General features: G+C 46.1%; 21 protein-coding genes. 7 read left to right on the top strand and 14 right to left on the bottom strand.

What is annotated here, in order from left to right:
- Positions 1–3 precede the first annotated feature (3 nt).
- The 5 genes from QM717_RS13975 to QM717_RS13955 all read right to left on the bottom strand — a co-directional run bounded on the left by QM717_RS13975 (position 4) and on the right by QM717_RS13955 (position 5,130).
- Positions 4–972 (bottom strand): GDP-mannose 4,6-dehydratase, encoded by a 969-nt coding sequence (locus QM717_RS13975; RefSeq protein WP_415038282.1) that lies wholly within the window; start codon positions 970–972, stop codon positions 4–6.
- Entirely contained in the window at positions 969–2,087 is a 1,119-nt protein-coding gene (locus QM717_RS13970; RefSeq protein ID WP_415038280.1) for a glycosyltransferase family 4 protein, read from the bottom strand. Before QM717_RS13970 ends, QM717_RS13975 begins: the two co-directional genes overlap by 4 nt.
- A 10-nt stretch (positions 2,088–2,097) precedes the next feature.
- Positions 2,098–3,219: a glycosyltransferase family 4 protein gene (locus tag QM717_RS13965; protein WP_415038278.1), complete on the bottom strand. Its 1,122-nt coding sequence runs from the start codon at positions 3,217–3,219 to the stop codon at positions 2,098–2,100.
- Between the two features lie 11 nt (positions 3,220–3,230).
- The gene (locus tag QM717_RS13960; protein ID WP_415038277.1) at positions 3,231–4,142 is read right to left on the bottom strand and encodes a hypothetical protein; all 912 of its coding nucleotides are present in this window, start codon (positions 4,140–4,142) and stop codon (positions 3,231–3,233) included.
- 76 nt (positions 4,143–4,218) lie between these two features.
- Positions 4,219–5,130: a hypothetical protein gene (locus QM717_RS13955; RefSeq protein WP_415038275.1), complete on the bottom strand. Its 912-nt coding sequence runs from the start codon at positions 5,128–5,130 to the stop codon at positions 4,219–4,221.
- A gap of 111 nt (positions 5,131–5,241) precedes the next feature.
- Here QM717_RS13955 and QM717_RS13950 point away from each other — a divergent pair, with 111 nt between their 5' ends.
- The 4 genes from QM717_RS13950 to QM717_RS13935 all read left to right on the top strand — a co-directional run bounded on the left by QM717_RS13950 (position 5,242) and on the right by QM717_RS13935 (position 8,733).
- Positions 5,242–5,802, top strand: coding sequence for an L-threonylcarbamoyladenylate synthase (locus QM717_RS13950; RefSeq protein ID WP_415038273.1), 561 nt, complete (start codon positions 5,242–5,244; stop codon positions 5,800–5,802).
- A gap of 30 nt (positions 5,803–5,832) precedes the next feature.
- A complete protein-coding gene (locus QM717_RS13945) occupies positions 5,833–6,207 on the top strand; it encodes a GxxExxY protein (protein WP_415038271.1) in 375 nt (124 codons plus the stop codon).
- Positions 6,208–6,221: 14 nt separating this feature from the next.
- Positions 6,222–7,643 carry a CCA tRNA nucleotidyltransferase gene (locus tag QM717_RS13940; RefSeq protein ID WP_415038270.1) on the top strand — a complete coding sequence of 474 codons (1,422 nt, stop codon included), beginning with the start codon at positions 6,222–6,224 and terminating at the stop codon, positions 7,641–7,643.
- Positions 7,644–7,707: 64 nt separating this feature from the next.
- A complete protein-coding gene (locus QM717_RS13935) occupies positions 7,708–8,733 on the top strand; it encodes a COX15/CtaA family protein (protein WP_415038269.1) in 1,026 nt (341 codons plus the stop codon).
- A gap of 79 nt (positions 8,734–8,812) precedes the next feature.
- On the opposite strand, the gene QM717_RS13930 is transcribed toward QM717_RS13935, so the two are convergent.
- The 9 genes from QM717_RS13930 to QM717_RS13890 all read right to left on the bottom strand — a co-directional run bounded on the left by QM717_RS13930 (position 8,813) and on the right by QM717_RS13890 (position 16,957).
- Positions 8,813–9,571: a LytR/AlgR family response regulator transcription factor gene (locus QM717_RS13930; RefSeq protein WP_415038268.1), complete on the bottom strand. Its 759-nt coding sequence runs from the start codon at positions 9,569–9,571 to the stop codon at positions 8,813–8,815.
- A gap of 9 nt (positions 9,572–9,580) precedes the next feature.
- Complete coding sequence (locus tag QM717_RS13925; protein WP_415038266.1) at positions 9,581–11,071, bottom strand: ArnT family glycosyltransferase; 1,491 nt, start codon at positions 11,069–11,071, stop codon at positions 9,581–9,583.
- Between the two features lie 38 nt (positions 11,072–11,109).
- Positions 11,110–11,433: a 2TM domain-containing protein gene (locus QM717_RS13920; protein ID WP_415038265.1), complete on the bottom strand. Its 324-nt coding sequence runs from the start codon at positions 11,431–11,433 to the stop codon at positions 11,110–11,112.
- Between the two features lie 5 nt (positions 11,434–11,438).
- Entirely contained in the window at positions 11,439–11,762 is a 324-nt protein-coding gene (locus QM717_RS13915; protein ID WP_415038263.1) for a 2TM domain-containing protein, read from the bottom strand.
- Positions 11,753–13,087, bottom strand: coding sequence for a 2TM domain-containing protein (locus QM717_RS13910; protein WP_415038261.1), 1,335 nt, complete (start codon positions 13,085–13,087; stop codon positions 11,753–11,755). Before QM717_RS13910 ends, QM717_RS13915 begins: the two co-directional genes overlap by 10 nt.
- Positions 13,088–13,095: 8 nt before the next feature.
- Positions 13,096–13,530 (bottom strand): GNAT family N-acetyltransferase, encoded by a 435-nt coding sequence (locus QM717_RS13905; protein WP_415038259.1) that lies wholly within the window; start codon positions 13,528–13,530, stop codon positions 13,096–13,098.
- Between the two features lie 108 nt (positions 13,531–13,638).
- Positions 13,639–14,265 carry a hypothetical protein gene (locus QM717_RS13900; RefSeq protein ID WP_415038257.1) on the bottom strand — a complete coding sequence of 209 codons (627 nt, stop codon included), beginning with the start codon at positions 14,263–14,265 and terminating at the stop codon, positions 13,639–13,641.
- Positions 14,266–14,284: 19 nt separating this feature from the next.
- On the bottom strand, positions 14,285–14,698 hold the full coding sequence (locus QM717_RS13895; protein ID WP_415038255.1) for a DUF2141 domain-containing protein: 414 nt from the start codon (positions 14,696–14,698) through the stop codon (positions 14,285–14,287).
- 102 nt (positions 14,699–14,800) lie between these two features.
- The gene (locus QM717_RS13890; protein WP_415038254.1) at positions 14,801–16,957 is read right to left on the bottom strand and encodes a TonB-dependent receptor; all 2,157 of its coding nucleotides are present in this window, start codon (positions 16,955–16,957) and stop codon (positions 14,801–14,803) included.
- Positions 16,958–17,116: 159 nt separating this feature from the next.
- On the opposite strand from QM717_RS13890, the gene QM717_RS13885 reads away from it, so the two are divergent.
- The 3 genes from QM717_RS13885 (at position 17,117) to QM717_RS13875 (ending at position 18,889) form a co-directional block, all read left to right on the top strand.
- The gene (locus tag QM717_RS13885) at positions 17,117–18,058 is read left to right on the top strand and encodes a helix-turn-helix transcriptional regulator (RefSeq protein WP_415038253.1); all 942 of its coding nucleotides are present in this window, start codon (positions 17,117–17,119) and stop codon (positions 18,056–18,058) included.
- 88 nt (positions 18,059–18,146) lie between these two features.
- Positions 18,147–18,665: a DinB family protein gene (locus tag QM717_RS13880; RefSeq protein WP_415038251.1), complete on the top strand. Its 519-nt coding sequence runs from the start codon at positions 18,147–18,149 to the stop codon at positions 18,663–18,665.
- Between the two features lie 2 nt (positions 18,666–18,667).
- A complete protein-coding gene (locus tag QM717_RS13875) occupies positions 18,668–18,889 on the top strand; it encodes a hypothetical protein (RefSeq protein WP_415038250.1) in 222 nt (73 codons plus the stop codon).
- The last annotated feature ends 76 nt before the right edge of the window (positions 18,890–18,965 follow it).

Raw genomic sequence — 18,965 nt, 5'->3', positions numbered from 1 at the left:
ATTTCAGTTTGTTTTATCGTTTTTTAATTCTTCTTCTATGAGTAAATCCAACACCTGTTCGATGGTCAGATTGTAGTTCCATTGCAATTCGGAGCGCGCCTTGGTGTTGTCGCCGTACATGTCTTCGATTTCGGCCGGGCGGTGCAATTCCGGGCTGATTTGGCACGCACTTTTCGGGATGCCGAGCTTTTCAAAAACATACTCGATAATTTCCCTTAAAGATATTGAATGCCCCGAACATATCAAATAATCGGTCGGCTTTTCCTGTTCGAGCATCAGGTACATCGCCTCCACATAACGCGGCGCATAACCGAAATCGCGCTTGATGTCGATGTTGCCGACCCACAAAATATCCTGCTCACCTTTGCTGATGCGGATGCTTTCCTGGATCACTTTCTTGACAAAGAAATGCTGCTGGCGCAAATAGGATTCGTGGTTGAACAAGACGCCGCAACTGATGTGCATGCCGTAACTTTCGCGGTAATGGATACACGTGAAATGCGCCGCCGCCTTCGAAATCGCATACGGACTCAGCGGATGCAGCACGCTGTTTTCGGTGATCGGCAGGTTGTTGACACGGCCGTACATTTCGCTGCTGCTCGCTTGGTAAAAGCGGATTTTCGGATCGACGCGTTTGATGGCTTCCAATAAATTGAACACGCTCAAGGTGTTGAATTGAAAGGTTGCGATCGGATGTTTGAACGACTGAAAAACAGAGCTTTGCGCTGCCAAATTATAGAAATGAGACGGTTTGTATTCTTCAAAAAGCTGGATGATTTGCAGAATGTCGAGCAAATCGATTTCCTGGATAATCACATCGTTTTTGATGCCCAAATATTCGAGTCCGCCCCAATTGGTTTCGGCCAAACTGCGCGTCAAACCAATCACGCGATAGCCTTTGCCGAGCAACAATTGCGCGAGGTAAGCCCCGTCCTGCCCTGTAATTCCCGATATGATAGCCGTTTTGGTCATATTGCTTTTTGGTACACTTTTAAACATTCCTCGGCTGTTTTTTGCCAGCTAAATTTTTGGGCCTGCGCCAATCCTTTTTGGACGTAATCGTTTCGCAAGTTATCGTTTTGCAGTAATTCCGCGACTTTATGCTTCAGGTCGGCTGCATTGTTGAGTTCGAAATAAACACCTGCCTCGCCTGCCACTTCGGGGAACGAACTGTGGTTGGCCAACACGACCGGGCATCCGCAGGCCATGGCTTCCAAAACCGGAATCCCAAAACCTTCGTATTCGGACGGAAACACGAAACATTTCGCCTTCGAATAATAAGTCGCCAATTCATTGTCCTCGAAATTTTGCTGCTTCACCTGGTTTGAAATCCCAAGTTCATGGAGCAATGTCTTTTCTTCGGGCTCGAAACCGTTTCCGCCGGCACACACCACAAACAATTCGGGATTTTCCCTGAGCAACGGTGCCACCGAGCGGATAAAGAAAGTAAAATTTTTATAAATCGTACGGTTGCCGACAAACAAAATGTAGTTTCGAGGCAAATCGAGCGAGACGTTCGGATCGAACTTGATGCTTTGCGACAGATAGACGATATCGATTTTATTCGCGTCGATGTGCGGATAGAACCGCAGGATGTCTTTTTTGGTACTTTCGGAAATCGCGATGATGCGCGTGGCTTTTTCCATGAGCAATTTCTTGTTCGGCACCGTCGTCGTGTCGAAACCGAAATACTGCGGCAGTACTTCATGAATCATGTCGTACACCGTCAAAACGAATGGTTTATTTCCCAAACTTTCGAGGAAATACGGCGAATAATACGTCGGGACAAACAAATCGAAATCCTGGTTACGCAAAACTTTTTTCGTCTTTTCGACATTTTGCTTCCTGTAATTGTCGGCGATCTTTTTGCGTTTCTTGCGTCCGAACAGTTTAGAATTCGCAATCGCATTCCTGAAATTGCGGAACAATCCGTATTCCTTCAGATGCAAATTCTCCGAAAACACGATCGGGCATTCGATCTCGACATCTTTTTTACCGCGCAACGCCACATAGATTTCGGTATAGTATCGGGAAATACCACCAAATTTCTGTTCGTTGTACGTTTGCGGATCGAGTATGATTTTCATTCGGGTCAATTTAGGAAACTACGGTTTTAAAGATTTCGAACGATTCCTGCGCCGTCTTCTTCCAACTGAATTTTTGCGCTTGCACCAATCCTTTGGCTATGTAATCCTGACGCAAAGCCTCGTCATTGAGCAACAAATTAATTTTACTGCGCAAATCGATCTCATTGTTGAGTTCGAAATAAACGCCCGCCTCGCCTGCCACTTCGGGAAACGAACTGTGATTGGCCAATACGACCGGACATCCGCAGGCCATCGCTTCCAAAACCGGAATCCCGAAGCCTTCGTATTCCGACGGAAACACGAAACATTTGGCATCCGAATAATACGATGCGAGTTCATGGTCCTCGAAATTGCGTTGGATCAATTTTTTGCCCACCCCCAGATCGGCAATCATTTTTTGCTCGTTGGCCGTAAACGGATTGCCGCCCGCGCAAACCAGATGCAAATCATTGTCAGAAAGCAAGGTCGGCGCAATCGATTTGAGGAAAAATGCAAAGTTCTTGTAATCGCTGCGGTTACCGACGAACAAAATGTATTTCTTCGGCAGGTTCAAATGGACCGAATCGTCGTGCTTGATGCTGTACGACAAATACACGACTTCAATCTTATCGGCGCTGATGTGCGGGTAAATCTTGACGATGTCGTTTTTGGTGCTTTCGGAAATCGCGATGATTTTATCCGCTTTTTCCATGAGCCTTTTTTTATTGGGAACTGTGTGCTTGTCGCGCGTGAAATATTGCGGCAACACTTCATGGATCATATCGTAAACCGTCAAAACATAGGGTTTATTGCCCAATGCCTCTAGGAAATAAGGTGAATAATACGTCGGAATAAACAAGTCGAAATCCTGCTTCTTTAGCTTTTGCAGCGATGCCTTGATGTTGGCTTTTTTATAGGTTTTCGAAATTTTCTTGTTGACGAATTTCGGCCAAAAATTCGGATTGAAAATCTTGTTGCGCAAATTCTGGAACAACCCGGCTTCCTTCAAATGCCAATTGTCCGAATAGACGATCGGGCATTCGATCTGTACCTGCGGATTTTTTTGCAGTTCGAGAAACACTTCGGTGTGGTAGCGCGAAATGCCTCCAAATTTTTGTTCGTTATACGTTTGCGGATCCAATACTATCTTCATCGTGGTGTCGATTATCTGTGCCAGAATTTTCCGGTCGCTTTTTTATAGGCTTTGAAATATTTGCGTTGCAGTTTGGCCGGTTTCGGTTGAACCGTTTCTGCATTGAATTTTTGGATGAAATCGTGGATGTCGGTGCTGGCGATGAATTTGAGCTTGAGCCAAGCGCCTTTGTAAATCGGGTGGAAATCGTAAATGTCCCGGTAATTGTTTTCGTCGATCGACAGCCAGAACTTGAAAAACGCCTCGCCGTCGAAATCGTCCTTGTGCGACCAGTTGTTGATTTTCTGGTGGATTTCTTCCGGGTCACGCGCCCACGAATGGTGCAAAGCCCGGAAATTCGTCAGCACCTCGTCGTTGTGCTTGCCGCCCATGTCGCGCGCAAAGTTGTATTTGCCCACGAGATTGGTCGCAAACGGAAAATGCTCCTCGTTGTCGATGTACAAAAACCCGTTCTCGGTTTTCTTGAACAAGGTAATCCAATTGCCGCGGATGTTGACCGGATTGAGATCGGGACGATAAACCAAAAAGCGATTTTTCTGCAAGAATTGGTAGACTTCGTCGAAATTGAGGAAATACTCGTCGGCATCGATTTGGAGTTGCCAACAATCGGCGCCCATCTTTTCGGACAGCATATTGCGCTCACGCGTGTCGAGTTCCATCGGCGTCATGCCGGGCACATAAAATGCATCCTCGTAAAACGAAATCTTGTTTTTGGGATCGACCGCTTTGATTTTTTCGAAAAGACTTTCATCGAAATCATACGGTTTTCCGGCCCAGGTCAGACGGTCCTTGTCGATGGCCAGGATAATTTCATCGGCATAATCGTAAACGATCCTGAGCGCATCATAGATGTACTTGTAATCATACGAAATCAAAAAACCGATTTTTACCTTGACCTTTTTAGCCAGAAAACTGAACCCCATTCTCAAAAAAATTTAGGCAAAAGTAACAAAAATCTGCCGATTATCTATCAATCAGGGGTATTGGAATTGTTTGGAATTACCGAACCCAGAATTTGCCGGTCGCTTTGCGATACGCGCGGATGTATTTGCGCTGGAGCCGTGTGGGTTTTGGCGATGGGTGTATCGCATTGAATTTCTGCATGAAATCGGCGACATCGCTGCAGGCAATAAAGTTGAGTTTGTGCCAGGCGCCTTTGTAAATCGGGTGAAAATCGACAAACTCGGTATAATTGCCCTCGTCGATGCCTTTCCAAACCTTGAAAAACGCCTCGCCGTCGAAATCGTCCTTGTGCCCCCAATTGGTGATTTTCTGGTAAATTTCTTCGGGTGTGCGGGCCCAGGAATGGTGCAGCGCCTGAAAATCGGTGACCACTTCGTCATTGTGCCTGGCTCCCATGTCCCGTCCGACGTAGTACTTGGCGGTCAGGTTGGTCGCAAACGGAAAATTTTCCTCGTTGTCGATGTACAGGAAGCCGTTTTCGGTTTGCTTGAACAGCGTGATCCAGTTGGCGCGGATGCTTACGGGATTGACATCGGGACGGCGGACCAGGAAACTATTTTTCTGCAGGAACGCATAAACTTCATCGAATTGGAGAAAATATTCGTCCGAATCGATTTGCAGTTGCCAGCAATCCGGCCCCATTTTTTCGGAAAGCAGGTTGCGTTCGCGTACCTCATTTTCCATGGGCGTGAGCTCGGGCATGTAGAAATTTTCCTGGAAAAGGGAGATTTTATTTTGGGAATCCGTCGATTGGATCTGATCCAAAAAACACTCATCGAAATCGTATTTCTTTCCGGCCCAGCTCATGCGGTTCTTATCGATGGCGATAATGATTTCATCGGCATACTGATAGACTACCCGAAGCGCATCGGGCAAATATTTGTAATCGTAAGAAATCAAAAATCCGATTTTGAGCTTCACCTTTTTGTCAAGAAAACTAAATCCCATCCTGAAAAGAATTTGTGTAAAAATAAAAAATCTATGGCTAAAACCCATTTGGCCACTTTAATTTGATGCGCTGTTTTGTTCGAATCTTTGTAATTTTGCCAAAAAATCACCATGCAGGAAGAAATCCAAAAAGCATTCGAAGTCATCCAAAACGGCGGCATCATCCTTTACCCTACAGATACGGTTTGGGGAATTGGTTGCGACGCCACGAATGCCGAAGCCGTTTCAAAAATCTACCAACTCAAGCAACGTGCTGAAACCCAGAGCATGATTGTGTTGATGAACGGCGAAAAAATGATGTACAATGTCTTCAAGGACATTCCCGAAGTGGCCTGGCAGATCCTCGATCTTTCCGAAAAACCGACGACGCTCATTTTGGACAATCCCAGAAACGTAGCGGCCAATGTCATCGGCTCCGACCAAACTTTGGGCATCCGCATCGTAAAGGAACCGTTTTGTTTCAAACTCATGGAACGCATGAAAAAACCGTTGGTTTCGACCTCGGCCAATATTTCGGGACAGCCTACGCCAAAAAGTTTTGCAGAAATCAGTCCCGAAATTATCAACGGCGTGGACTATGTCGTAAATTTGCAGCGCGATAAAATCTCGGGCAAGCCGTCTACCATCATCAAGCTGACAAGCGACTCGCAGGTTAAAATCATCCGCAAATAATTTTTTATACGCCACGAATACACGAATTTTATGGAAAACGTAATTTATGCACAGGATAGCTTTCTTGTAATGAAGGCTTTGTTTGAAGTTCACAACAATCTAGGAAAAGGTTTTTCCGAAATTGTTTATAAAGATGCTATTGCACACGAATTCAAACTTTTGAAAATTCCTTTCGAAAGAGAAAAAGAATATTCGGTTCATTACAAAGATGTCGTTCTGGATCATAAATTTTATGCTGATTTTATTTTGTATAATAAAATAGTTTTGGAGATTAAATCCTGTGAATCCATTCACAGCAATCATATTTCTCAATGCTTAAATTATCTGAAAGTTTCGGATAATAAATTAGCTATTCTGGCGAATTTCAACAAGATTTCGCTCGAATACAAACGCATCGTTATTTAAAAATTCGTGAATTCGTGGCCAAAACCAATTACAAAGAAGCCCTACACCATAAAATTTTCGAAGCCGTTTCGCAGGCTTCCACCGAATTGCAACTCGAAAGCTACGTCATTGGCGGCTTTGTCCGCGATTTGCTGTTGCAACGCGACCACAAGAAAGACATCGATATTGTAGCCGTGGGCAGCGGCATTGAGCTCGCCGTAAAGGTTTCTGAATTGCTTCCCAAAAAACCCAAAGTACAGGTCTTCAAGAATTACGGCACGGCGATGCTGCGTTTCCAGGACATCGACGTCGAATTTGTGGGCGCACGCAAGGAGTCGTATGAATTCACCAGCAGGAAGCCGGTAGTGGAAAACGGCACGCTCGAAGACGACCAGAACCGGCGCGATTTCACGATCAATTCTTTGGCGCTTTCGCTCAACCCCAACAATTTTGGCGATTTGATCGATCCTTTCGACGGGCTGGCCGATTTGGAAAGCAAGACGATCAAGACACCTTTGAATCCTGACATCACCTATTCGGACGATCCGTTGCGCATGATGCGCGCGATTCGTTTTTCGGCCCAACTGCGGTTTGACATCGAGGCTGAATCCTTGGCCGCGATTACACGCAACAAGGAGCGCATCAAGATTATTTCTGGCGAGCGCATCGTAGAGGAACTGAACAAGATCCTTTCGACCGACAAGCCTTCGACCGGATTCCTGTTGCTTTACAAAACCGGTTTGCTCGAGATCATCCTGCCCGAACTGACAGCGCTCAACAATGTCGAGGAAATCGAAGGCCATACGCACAAGAACAATTTTTACCATACGCTCGAGGTCGTCGACAACATTTGCCCCAATACAGACGATGTCTGGCTGCGCTGGTCGGCATTGCTGCACGACATCGGCAAGGCACCTACCAAGCGTTTCCACAAAAAACAAGGCTGGACGTTCCACGGACACGAATTCCTGGGCGGAAAAATGGTCAAGAAAATATTCGAACGCTTGCACATGCCGCTCAACCACAAGATGAAATTCGTGCAGAAGATGGTCATGATGAGTTCGCGCCCGATCGTACTTTCGGAAGACACGGTGACCGATTCGGCGGTGCGCAGGCTGGTGTTTGATGCGGGCGAGGATGTCGAAAACCTCATGACGCTTTGCGAGGCCGACATTACGACCAAGAACCCGAACAAATTCCGCAAATACCACGACAATTTCAAGGTCGTGCGCCGCAAGATCGTCGAAGTCGAGGAACGCGACCACATCCGCAATTTCCAGCCGCCGATCACGGGTGAGGAAATCATGGAAATTTTTGACCTCAAGCCTTCACGCGAGATTGGGGTTTTGAAGGAAGCGATCAAGGAAGCGATTCTCGAGGGCGAAATCCCTAATGAATATGAAGCCGCCTATGCCTTTATGATGGCAAAAGCAGAAAAAATAGGTTTGAAAAAGTAGCCACGAATACACAAATAAAACGCTATGCAAATGAATTCGTGAATTTGTGGCCTAAAAATAACGAATGAAAAATAAATTTCTCCCCACCGCCAAAATTGCACTTGTTTTAGTTTATTTCGTTATCGTTGCCGGCGCTTTGGTGCGCATGACCGGCTCGGGAATGGGCTGTCCGGATTGGCCGAAATGTTTCGGCTACTATATTCCACCGACCGACATCAAGGAACTCACCTGGACACCGGGCAGGACTTTTGAAAAGGGACAGGTCATCATCAAAGAGGAGACGCTGCTGGTGGCCAATGCCGATTTCACCACAGGAAATACCTTTGACGAAAGCCAATGGCGGCCCTACACCAAGCACGATTACGCCATTTTTAACCCGACGCACACCTGGATCGAATACCTGAACCGATTGTGCGGTGCCTTGGCCGGGATTGCGGTGTTTGTGATGGCCGTTTTCTCATTTGGCTTTTGGAAACAAAACAAGAAAATCACGTTGCTTTCGTGGCTGGTAGTGTTTTTAATGGGATTTCAAGCCTGGCTTGGCGCGACGGTGGTGTATTCGGTATTGAACCCGATCAAGATCACCCTACACATGGTGGTGGCGTTGTTGATCGTGGCGGTGATGCTGTTCATCATCCGGAAAGCGAGTGGCAAAACCAACGACTTTAAGACCGATAATTTGTTCCATCGCCTGCTTTGGATTTCGCTGGCACTGACCTTGGCCCAGGTGGTTTTGGGCACACAGGTCAGGCAGTTTGTAGACATCCAGGTCAAATCGGTAGGATATGATAATATGCAGGCGGTGCTCGAAAACCCGATGGCGGATTTTTACATCCACCGGACTTTCTCGGTAATTGTGTTCCTGGTCAACGCCTTTTTGTTTTGGCGCAACCGAAAATTGAACCTTGGTTTTTCGAAGATGAATTGGGTGATGCTGCTGATCTGGATCGAAATTATTTCGGGAATCATGATGTATTATTTTGCGTTTCCGTTCGGGACGCAGGCAACCCATTTGGTGATTGCTTCGATTCTTTTCGGTTTGCAGTTTTATTTGATTCTGGAAGCAAAAAACACGAAAAAACAAGAATAGAATAAATCTATTTCAAATAATCAAAATATTAATATTTAGGCATTTAAAATAAATTACCTAAACTAAAATACAACCTTTTCTATTTATCAATCCAGGATTTAAAATCAGTCACTTTTTCCCGACTGACCACTACTTCATCCGCCTTGTAACTCGGCAAAACCACCTTCAACCTCGAATTGCTGTACTGCAAAATTTCACGGATGGCCTGCAGCGGAATGATAAACTTGCGGCTGACCCTGAAAAAGACCTCGGGATCCAATTCCTGTTCAAGAACCTCCAAAGTACTGTCGATTATATAATCGCGGTTCTCCTTGGTATGAATGTACGTTCCTTTGTTTTCGCTGTAGAAGCATTCGATTTCCTCAACCCCTATCACCTTAAGACTTTGCCCAATTTTTACCGTAAAACGCTTCTTATAATGCTTTTCGAATGGATTGCCCAGCAAACCCCGTATCTGGTTAAAATCGATTTGCAACGACCGTTGGGCCGGAATCCGGTTCCTGAACTTTTGGATTGCCGATTCCAAATCATCTTCATCTATCGGTTTAAGTAAATAATCTATACTGTTTAATTTAAACGCTTTGAGTGCGTATTCATCGTAAGCAGTTGTAAAAATTACCGCGCTTTTTATAGCGACTTTTTCAAAGATTTCGAACGACAAGCCGTCCGACAATTGGATGTCCAGAAAAATCAAATCCGGATGCTCGTTGGCCAAAAACCATTCAATGGCCTCGCTTACCGAATGCAGCATCGCGCCCGTATGGATGTTCATTTTTTCCAGCTTGCGCTGCAACAATCTTGCAGCAGGTTTTTCGTCTTCGATGATGATTGTTTTCATATAGGGATTTTAATCAAAAACATGTTTTTCAAGACCCGGCCAGACTTGCGCCAGCGAAACTTTCGGCTTTCTGCACACACAGACCGAAACGCCGTTCTCCTCCTCAATCGCATAGGGATGCGTGATGGTTTTCACCAACTGCACTTCGCCAAAAAAACGCGTCAAGGTTTCCTTTCCAATACCGATCGTCACGCAAACATTGCCCGATTTGTCGCCAGTACCCCACAACCAAAAACTGCCGTGCGAAGAAACAGGGCTCGGCAAGCCGTATTTTTCACCCAGGATCTTAATGGCGCCGGCCTCTCCGTAGTTTCCGGCAAGGATTATGCATTGCGCGCGGTCTTGTTTGGAAAGCGATTTATAAACACTGTCGACCACCTTGACTTGATCTTCCCAGCCAAACATGTCCGCATAATCATTGGTAAGCTTGTACCGGCCATGATTGTCTGGTTTTAGGTTTTCATAGGCGACATGCTGCTGGATCGGCAAAATCGGGATTGCCTTGGGCAGGTAAAAGAAAACCGGAAACAGCAGCACCGCCGCGACAACATAATTCCAAATCGGCCTGCGCTCGAACCACTGTTCTGTTTTCACTGAAGCGGCGGCAAAAAGCACAGGATAAGCCGCGTAAAAATAATAGCCTTTAGACTGCATGTACCACATCAATACAAAAGCCACAACTACCGATATACCAATAGCTTTGTATTTAAAAAACTGCTTTTGAAACAACAAGACACACAAGCCCACGATACTGAATGCAAAAGTAAACGGAAGTTCAATCTGATCCAGTACAAAATCGTAAGGCCCAAGCTCGTCGAGCTGACTTTCCTTCAATTTTTGCAGGTGCAGCAAGATTGGGAAATGATGCTGATACTGCCAGATGACATTAGGCATAACGATTAAAAACACCACCAAGCCCGCCACATAAAACCATTTGTTTCGAAACAACCGCGCCTTGTCGTAAAACAACAAACCAGCCACCAACGAAATCCCCCACACCAAGAATGTATATTTATTCATCAGACCCAATCCGGATACCAAACCAAGACAAATCAGGTATTTATAGTTTTGTGTATTGATGTACTTAACCAACACATAAAATCCTAAAATCCAAAACATTTGATCGAAGGCAACGGGCTGAAAAAGACAGTGATTCCTAAAATACGGCAAGAAAGCCAACACCGCAATGCCGGCCAAAAAAACCGCTTTTTTCCGCCCTCCGAATTCCTTGGCCACCAAACAGCAAAGTACCAAAATCACCACTCCGGCCAAGGCAGCAAAAAGACGCACGCCCGAGACCGAATAACCAAACAAGGAAACAGCCAACTTGCCGACCCACGCAATAAATGGCGGGAATTCCATGTAACCGAACGCCGGATGCTCGCTTACGGATAAATGCAGCAATTCATCCCGATGAAAACCATAGTTGCGGTTTCCGATGAGATGAATGCCAAGCTTGATGAATGCCAGTATGCCGATTATTGGTAAATATTTCCTCAAATTAGCGTCGTTTTATTGATTGCGACTGAAACCACTTCTTATTCCCATTTGCTGGTGCTTTGCTTTTCCTTTTCCATGATTTGGCGAATTTTGCGTTCTTCCCAATCGGAACCCAGGAATGCATGGGTTCCAAAAACACTCATGGCGTGAAAGACCAATCCGATTCCCCAGAAAAAAGCAGTCGAAAAATTACCCAGTTCGAAAAATGTCTCTCCGGGATCCAGGTTAAAATATTTGATCGCCAACAGCACTGCGTTGACCACCACATAAACCATCAGGTGTTTGTAGAAACCCATCATCGCCTTGACGCGCTTTCTGGCCCGTTCCATTCTCAATTGCTCGATATTGTCTAGATTTTCCATAATTGTTATTTGTTTGCGTTGTATTTGTCTTGTTTGCGTTTTTCTTCTTCCATGAATTGCTTGAGCTTTCGCTCCTCCCAGTCTTTCCCCATAAATGGATTCCATCCGAATACGCCCATTCCGTGGAAAAACAGACCTACGCCCCAGCCCAGCATCGACCAATAAAACCAAAGGTGCTCTGGCGTAAAATAAAGATTGATAAAAGTTAGCGTCGGGATCACGAGGCAATAACACAGCAAATTGATGTAGAACGACCTGATTTCCCTGGCTTTTTTCTTTGCTTTCCTGTAAAGCAGTCTTTCATCCCATTGTTCCATGATTACTTCCATTTGTTGTTTTTCTCCTTTTCAATCAATTGCTGGATTTTCTTTTCTTCCCAGTCGCGTCCCAGGAACGGCATGTAATTGAACACACTCATGCCGTGGACGAGCACACCGATTCCCCATCCGATGGCCGGATACAAGAACCACCAATATTGCGGATAGGTAACGAGATTCAGGATGGCCAGTCCGCCGCAAATAAGCACATACGACCAAAAATTTCCGTAAAAGCCCTTGATGTCTTCTACTCTTTTTTGGGCTTTGTAATAAGCCGATTCAGTTGCTGTATAAGTTGATTCCATAATGGTAACTTGTTTGGTCAGGATCGGAATTTTGACCGTGAAGGTCTTTTCATCCTGCTCTATTAATACTTTTCTTCGGGTAATGATGCCGTAGCGGTTGATGATATTCTTGAGTCCAACACCTTCCCTGTCCTGCAACACTTCTTTCTTTTGCAGATCATTCTGGATGGCCAGGTAATCGCCTTCGATGAAAATCCGGATGCGCAACGGCCGTTGCTCGCTCACCACATTGTGTTTGACCGTATTCTCGAGCAACAATTGCAACGACAGCGGAACCACCTTGGTTTCGGGATCCGGTGGCGTTTCGGGCAGCTCATAAAACAGGCTGTTCTCGAAGCGCATCTTGAGCAGGTTCATGTAGGTTTTGGCAAACGACAGTTCTTCATCAACCCCGATCAATTCTTTGTCTTTTTGTTCAAGTACGTACCGGTAAATTTTTGACAATGAAGTCGTAAACTTTTGTGCATTTTCAGGATTTTCCTCAATCAGCGAACTCAGCACATTCAAACTGTTGAACAAAAAATGTGGATCGATCTGGTTCTTGAGTGTCTCGAATTTAGCCGAAGCCGTACCCGCAATGATCTTCTGTTCCTTGACTTTGTTCTCCTGATAGGCGCGGTAAAAATTGAACGCGTAAGCCGATAAGGTAATAAAGAACGTAATGACAATCGCAAACACATAATTGTTGGGCGTTTCCTTGGCCAGGAAGGTCGCAAAAGAACGTTTTTCGATGACCACATCCTCAAAAATCCGAAGCAGGAATACCGTCAGCAAGGAGATCAGGAAAGACCCTATGAAACCCAAAACGATGCGTTTTTTGGCAAAGCGGTTCTCCCCTACGAAATACCGGTCCAGTATGCGGAACACGAGCGCATTGGCAAAATACAGCGACAAGGTGTACAACATCGTAAAACCGAACAAGGTTAACAATTTGATATTGAACGGCATGGGATCTCCAAACGTCCAGTTGATGACGATGATCAACACCGTGATTCCTATGCTGAGCCAAATCAGCCTTGCCAGTTGCTTCAAACCCAATTTCATTTGCGCCAGTCTTCAAAGTTCATTTCAAATTTGGCCTCGCCGTTTGCGTAAAAGCCAACCGGCGTCCAGCCTTGCCTTTTGTAGAATTCTTCTGCCCGCGTCTTGGGCGCCGTGCCCAGACAAACCTTCTCTTTGGTTTGCGCAAAATACCAGTCCATCATGAGCCGGTGCAATTCCTTGCCGATGCCGCGGCGGTCGTATTCGGGATCGACAAACAAAGCCCAGATGCTGTGCTCTTGCAAATCGACGATAGAGAAACCCACAATTTTACCGTCGGTTGCACAAACCCAGCCCTTGCCCTTTTCGGTGATGTAGTACGCCACATCCTTGTCCGGCACCAACGCGGGATCACTGAGCGTGTTTTCTTTCACCAAATGCCTTACGACCTGTATCTGTGCGATATCTTCGAGCTGTGCTTCCCTAAACTTCATACTTCAATTAGAAAATTTGTCAATTAGAAAATTAGATAATGTTCAATTATTGATGAATTTGTATAGTCATGACGATCATTTTCTCATTGACTAATTGCCCCATTGTAATTACTTCTTATTGCATTCCTGTTGCGTCTGCAAAGCCCTGTCCAATCCCCATTTTGGTGAAAACGGCGTTTCGGGCTTGAACTTTTCAAATAGTTTGATCGCGCGGTCCACTTCGGCGCACATCGGCTTGATGTCGGTCCCGAAGAACTTCGCCCCGCCCATTTCATATTCGGCTTTCCCAAACACCACACGTGGATTGTCGGGTGCAATTTTCTCGGCCCTGGCATACATTTCCATCACCTTGGCCGAGTACGTCATCGCGTAAGTCATCGGGTCGAAAGCCACCCAGCCGGTATAAATCATGGCCTGCATCACGAGCAATTCGGCATTGTCTGGGTTCTTGGCCATTTCGATATCGAGTGCGTTTTGCGCCTTGGTCAGCAAAGCGTTGACGGTTTCCTTGTCTTTGGTCGCAAATGAACTTGTCGTGTTGACCAGCGCCACGTAATAGTTGGGCAGCCAGTTGTCCTTTTCCGCCGAAGCGATGCGTTCGAACATGGCCGAAGCCTCGGTGCTCTTGCCTTCTTTCCACAATTCGAAAGCCTTGGTCATTCCTTTTTCAAATGGCGTTTGCGCAAAAGACAAACTGCTGATGAGCAAAGCGAAACCTAAAAGTAATTTTTTCATTGTTGTTGATTTTAATTCGTTAGTTATTGATGTTGATGGTAATTTTTGAATTCTTGCTCAAGGCAAACTTGGCATCTGCGAATGCTGGCGGTCCCATGAATCCCTTGGCATCATTCGAGGTTCCGTATCCTTCGGTCGGCATGCCGAATCCGTTTTTGTCCAGGATTCCGTTTGCATTTTCATCGTGGTAGACCGAAACCGCATAGATCCCTTTGGGCAAATCCTTGAACGTAAATGTGGCGGTATTCGATTGGATGTCGACCACGGCATTCTTGTAAACCGTTTTGAGGAAACCTTCTTCGGAATTGTACAAGCCCACTTTCACTTTTCCGTTGTTGTTTTCGAAACCGGTCATCTTGACTTCGAGGCTCACATTCTGCGCCTGGACCAAACCGCCGATTAAAAATACTAAAACTAAAATAATTCTGCTCATGATAATGTGTTTTTGAATGATTATGAAGCAAATGTAGGTCGCTTGGTCGTCCCCGAAAATTGATTGTGACCGAACTGTCGATTTTGGCGGATGAACTGTCGGTTACAAATTATCCAATTGGTTGCTCTTTTTGTCTTGGCTGATGGTCCAAAAGAACCCGACAAAAAAGAAACGGTCGGCAGTCGGCGTAATCGCGCGGCGGTCGTAAACTCCATTGAGATTTTTGCTGTCGGCATATTCATATCCGAACACATTCTGCGTTCCCAAAACATTCGAAATCGAGAAGTACAAAATCTTCTGCTGCGTGAGCAAGTACGCCCAACTGAAACTCACGTTGTTGTAAGCCCTGGTCTTGCCATTCATGAATTGCGTCTCATTCGGGTTGTTGTACGGTCTTCCGGTGCTGAACGAATTCGTAAGCCCGAGCTGCGATTTCCAGTCGTTGATCCAATATTTCCCGACGACCGACAAATTGTGATCGGCTACGAAACTCGGTGTCACGGCGTATGGATAATCGCGGTAGTTGCGCTCCGAATCGATGTAGGAATACGAAATCCAATATTCCAGATTCTTGAACGTCTTGCCGTCTCTCCAGAAAATATCCAATCCTGCCGCATAACCCGAACCGTTGTTGTTGTAATGCATCGGACTGTATTGCGCTACCAAAGTGTCAAATTTCACGAGATCACGATAATCCTTGTAATACGTCTCTGCGCGGAACGTCTGGCGGTCTTTGCTGTATTGGAAATTGAGGATATAATGCGAGGCACGTTCGCTTTCAAAAAACTTCGAATATTTGAGGTATTCCTGTTTCGGCGCCTGCGTAAATTCGCCATAAGCCAATGACAACTGGCTGGCCTTTCCGACTTTGTAAGCCAAGGAAGCCCTTGGAACAACGACGGTTTCTTCGAGTAAATCATTATGCGAGGCGCGGACACCGACCTTGGCCGCAAATTTCTTCGAGAAGAAAATATCCGCCTCCGAATACAGCGCCGCGATGTTGGCGTTGTAGCCGCTTGTAGCCGCCGTGCCAAAGAACGGATGGTAATCCTCGTCAAACTGCGTGATGAAATAATCGGCACCCACAGACAGCTTGAAACGATCCGAAAAACTTTTCTTGAGCTTGAGTTTGAGCTGCGAAGCATTTTCTACATTGTCGATGTCGTCGCGGTTGAAACCGATCATGTTGCGGCTGTAACCATAACTCAATCCGCTTGTGAGTTGCCAATTGCTGCCAAAATTGCCTTTGTACGACGCATTGAGGTAGAAATTGTTGTTCTCGAGGTTGACACGGTCCTTGATACGCGGATGGTTGACGTTTTCCTGGTTGATGTCGAAACGCGAGGCATCGAAAGCGGCGTACATCTTGAACAATCCGTTGGCAAATCCATAACGATAGACGGTTTCGCCCGAAAGCCCTTGGTACGGACGGTTCCAGTCTACATTCTGCGGAATTGCTTTCTGGTAAGGTGCCAAATCGATATAGGCCACGTTCACGCTCAACGAGCTCTTGCTCCATTTCTGTGTATTGCCGATGCCCAAACCGACAGTCATCAAAGAAACATCGGTTTTGCTCTGATCAGGTTCGTCCTGTGTGTTGAGCAACAAAACGCTCGACAAGGCTTCGCCAAATTCTGCCGAGTAACCACCCGTCGAAAATGAAATCCCGCTGAACAGGAACGGTGAAAACCTTCCGCGCGTCGGTAAATTGTTGGTCGTCGAACCATACGGCTGCGCCACACGGATGCCATCGACAAAGGTCTGTGTCTCATCGGCTTCCCCGCCACGAACGAACAGACGTCCACTTTCGCCTACGGTTTGTGTTCCGGGCAAGGTTTGCAGAGCGGCCACGACATCGCCCAAAGAACCGGCAGTTGTGACAATATCCAACGGTTTGAGCACCGAAACCCGCGCCTTGTCACCGGCTTCAAACGTACCGGCGGTCACGATTACGGCATCGATCGAATTGACGCTTTCGCGCAGTTTGACTGTTTTGTCTTTGTAGTCGGTCACGTCGATGAGGATTTTCTGCGTCTCGAAAATGAGTGAGGAAATCACGAGCATTTGGTTGCCGGTTGTGTCGGTGGTGAAGCTGAAACTTCCGTTTTCGTCGCTCGAAGTACCATCGTAAGTGCCTTCGATAAAGACATTGGCGCCCGGAACCGGATTGCCTTTCTGATCGGTTACTTTCCCCGAAATGGTGTTCTGCGAAAAAGCGACAGCCGAAAATAAAAGTAATAAAAGATAAAAATTCTTCATGATTGATGGGTTTTGATGCGGCAAAGATGCAACGGCACACAAAGCTATAAAAGTATTCCTAACCGAATTGTCGAATTTTGGGGATGGATTGTAATTTTCTAAAAATCATTCGGAAGCGCGGCGAACTTTATTTATTTTTGGATTCCATTCACCAAAACCATGAACCGTTTCGACCGCATCACCGCCATCCTGATCCAATTGCAATCCAAGAAAATCGTCAAGGCACAGGACTTGGCCGACCGTTTTGACATCAGCCTGCGCACCGTATACCGCGACATCCGATCGCTCGAGGAAGCCGGCGTTCCGTTGTATGGCGAGGCCGGCGTCGGCTATTCCCTTGTCGATGGGTATCGTTTGCCGCCGATCATGTTTACACGCGAAGAAGCACTGACGTTTGTGACGGCCGAGAAATTGATGGAACAGTTCACCGATGTGGCCACCAAGGCGAGCTACCAGTCGGCGATGTACAAAATGAAGGCGGTATTGCGCAGCGACGAAAAGGATTTGGTCGAAACGATCGAAGACAGCATCCTGATCCGCAAGCACAACCACGCCAAAACCGATTCGCCCGACAACACGCTCGACTCTTTGCTCAAATGCATCTCGGAAAACTGTGTGGCCAAGATGACTTATAACGCCTTCAACAGCGAGGAAACCACGCAGCGCACGATCGAACCGATCGGGATTTACCACGAAAACCAATTCTGGTATGTGATCGCTTGGTGCCATTTGCGCAAGGATTACCGGCAGTTCCGCACCGATCGCGTGAGCGACATCAAGATTACTTCGGAGAAATTCCACAAAAAACACCCGTCGTTCCGCGAATACCTCGAAAGTATCGAGAAAGAACAAAATGTGGAAACGGTCGTCATCCGGGTCGACAAGAAAATCGCGCGCTATTTGCAGAACCAGAAATATTATTACGGCTACATTTCTGAAACCACGCACGGAAACACGGTTGAAATGACGTTCCAGACGATGTTCATCGAAGGATTTGCACGTTGGCTGCTCATGTTTGCCGACCAGGCCGAAATCGTCGAACCGTCTTACATGAAAGCGCAGATGAAGGCACTGATTTCGGAAATTGCGAAGAATTTGTAATTTTTTTCACTTTCTCCAAACACTGCTGACATAAGGTTGTCACCAAGCGGTTGTTCCTTTGTAAGGTAATCCTAAAAAACCAGCAATGATGTCAACAACAGCAACAACCCAAATGCCTTTTACCCTTGTATCGCTCGCCAAAAGTTACGCCGATTACAATGCCTGGGCCAACAAAAAATTAGTGGACTTTCTTCAAACCAAGCCTACTGCTTTGCTCGATACGGAAGTGCCGTCGAGTTTTCCAACAATTCGATTGACCTTGATCCACATCCTTGAAGTGCAGGATTTTTGGTTCGGCGTCATGAAAGGCACGCACAACGAACCTAAAGTCGAATTGCCCGGTACTGTTGACGGTTTACTCAAAATCATGATCCGCAACTCGGAACAATTAGCCAACTATACCGCCTCGCTTTCTGAAGCGGAATTGCAACAAAACTGTTACCTCAAAACACAATGGTTTGAAGCCGACAAAACCCGCCTCGAATACCTGATGCACACGATGAACCACAGTACGTATCACCGCGGGCAAATCATCACCATGGGCCGCGCACTTGGTTTTACCGATGCCCCGATGACCGATTACAACTATTATATCTTAATGGGCTAAACATGGAAAGTCTCAATCATATCCATATTTTCAGGACCAACATCCGAGAGGAAAATCTGGGTGAAATCAAAAAAGTATTCCAGAAAAACAAAGCCATCCGCCAATGGAATGTCGACACGGAAGATTGCGATTTGGTACTGCGTGTGGTTTCACACGAACTTTCGGAAACCGACATCATGGCGTTGGTGCTACAAAACGGTTTCGAATGTGCCGACTTGGCGTAGCTGATAATTTAACACCTTGGGCAATTAGGGATTTATAAGCGTTGATTGTTACATTTAGTGTACCGCAATGTAATTA

Source organism: Flavobacterium sp. (genome assembly GCF_047602195.1).
Taxonomy (GTDB): Bacteria; Bacteroidota; Bacteroidia; order Flavobacteriales; family Flavobacteriaceae; genus Flavobacterium.
This window is presented reverse-complemented; position numbering and strand designations above follow the sequence as displayed.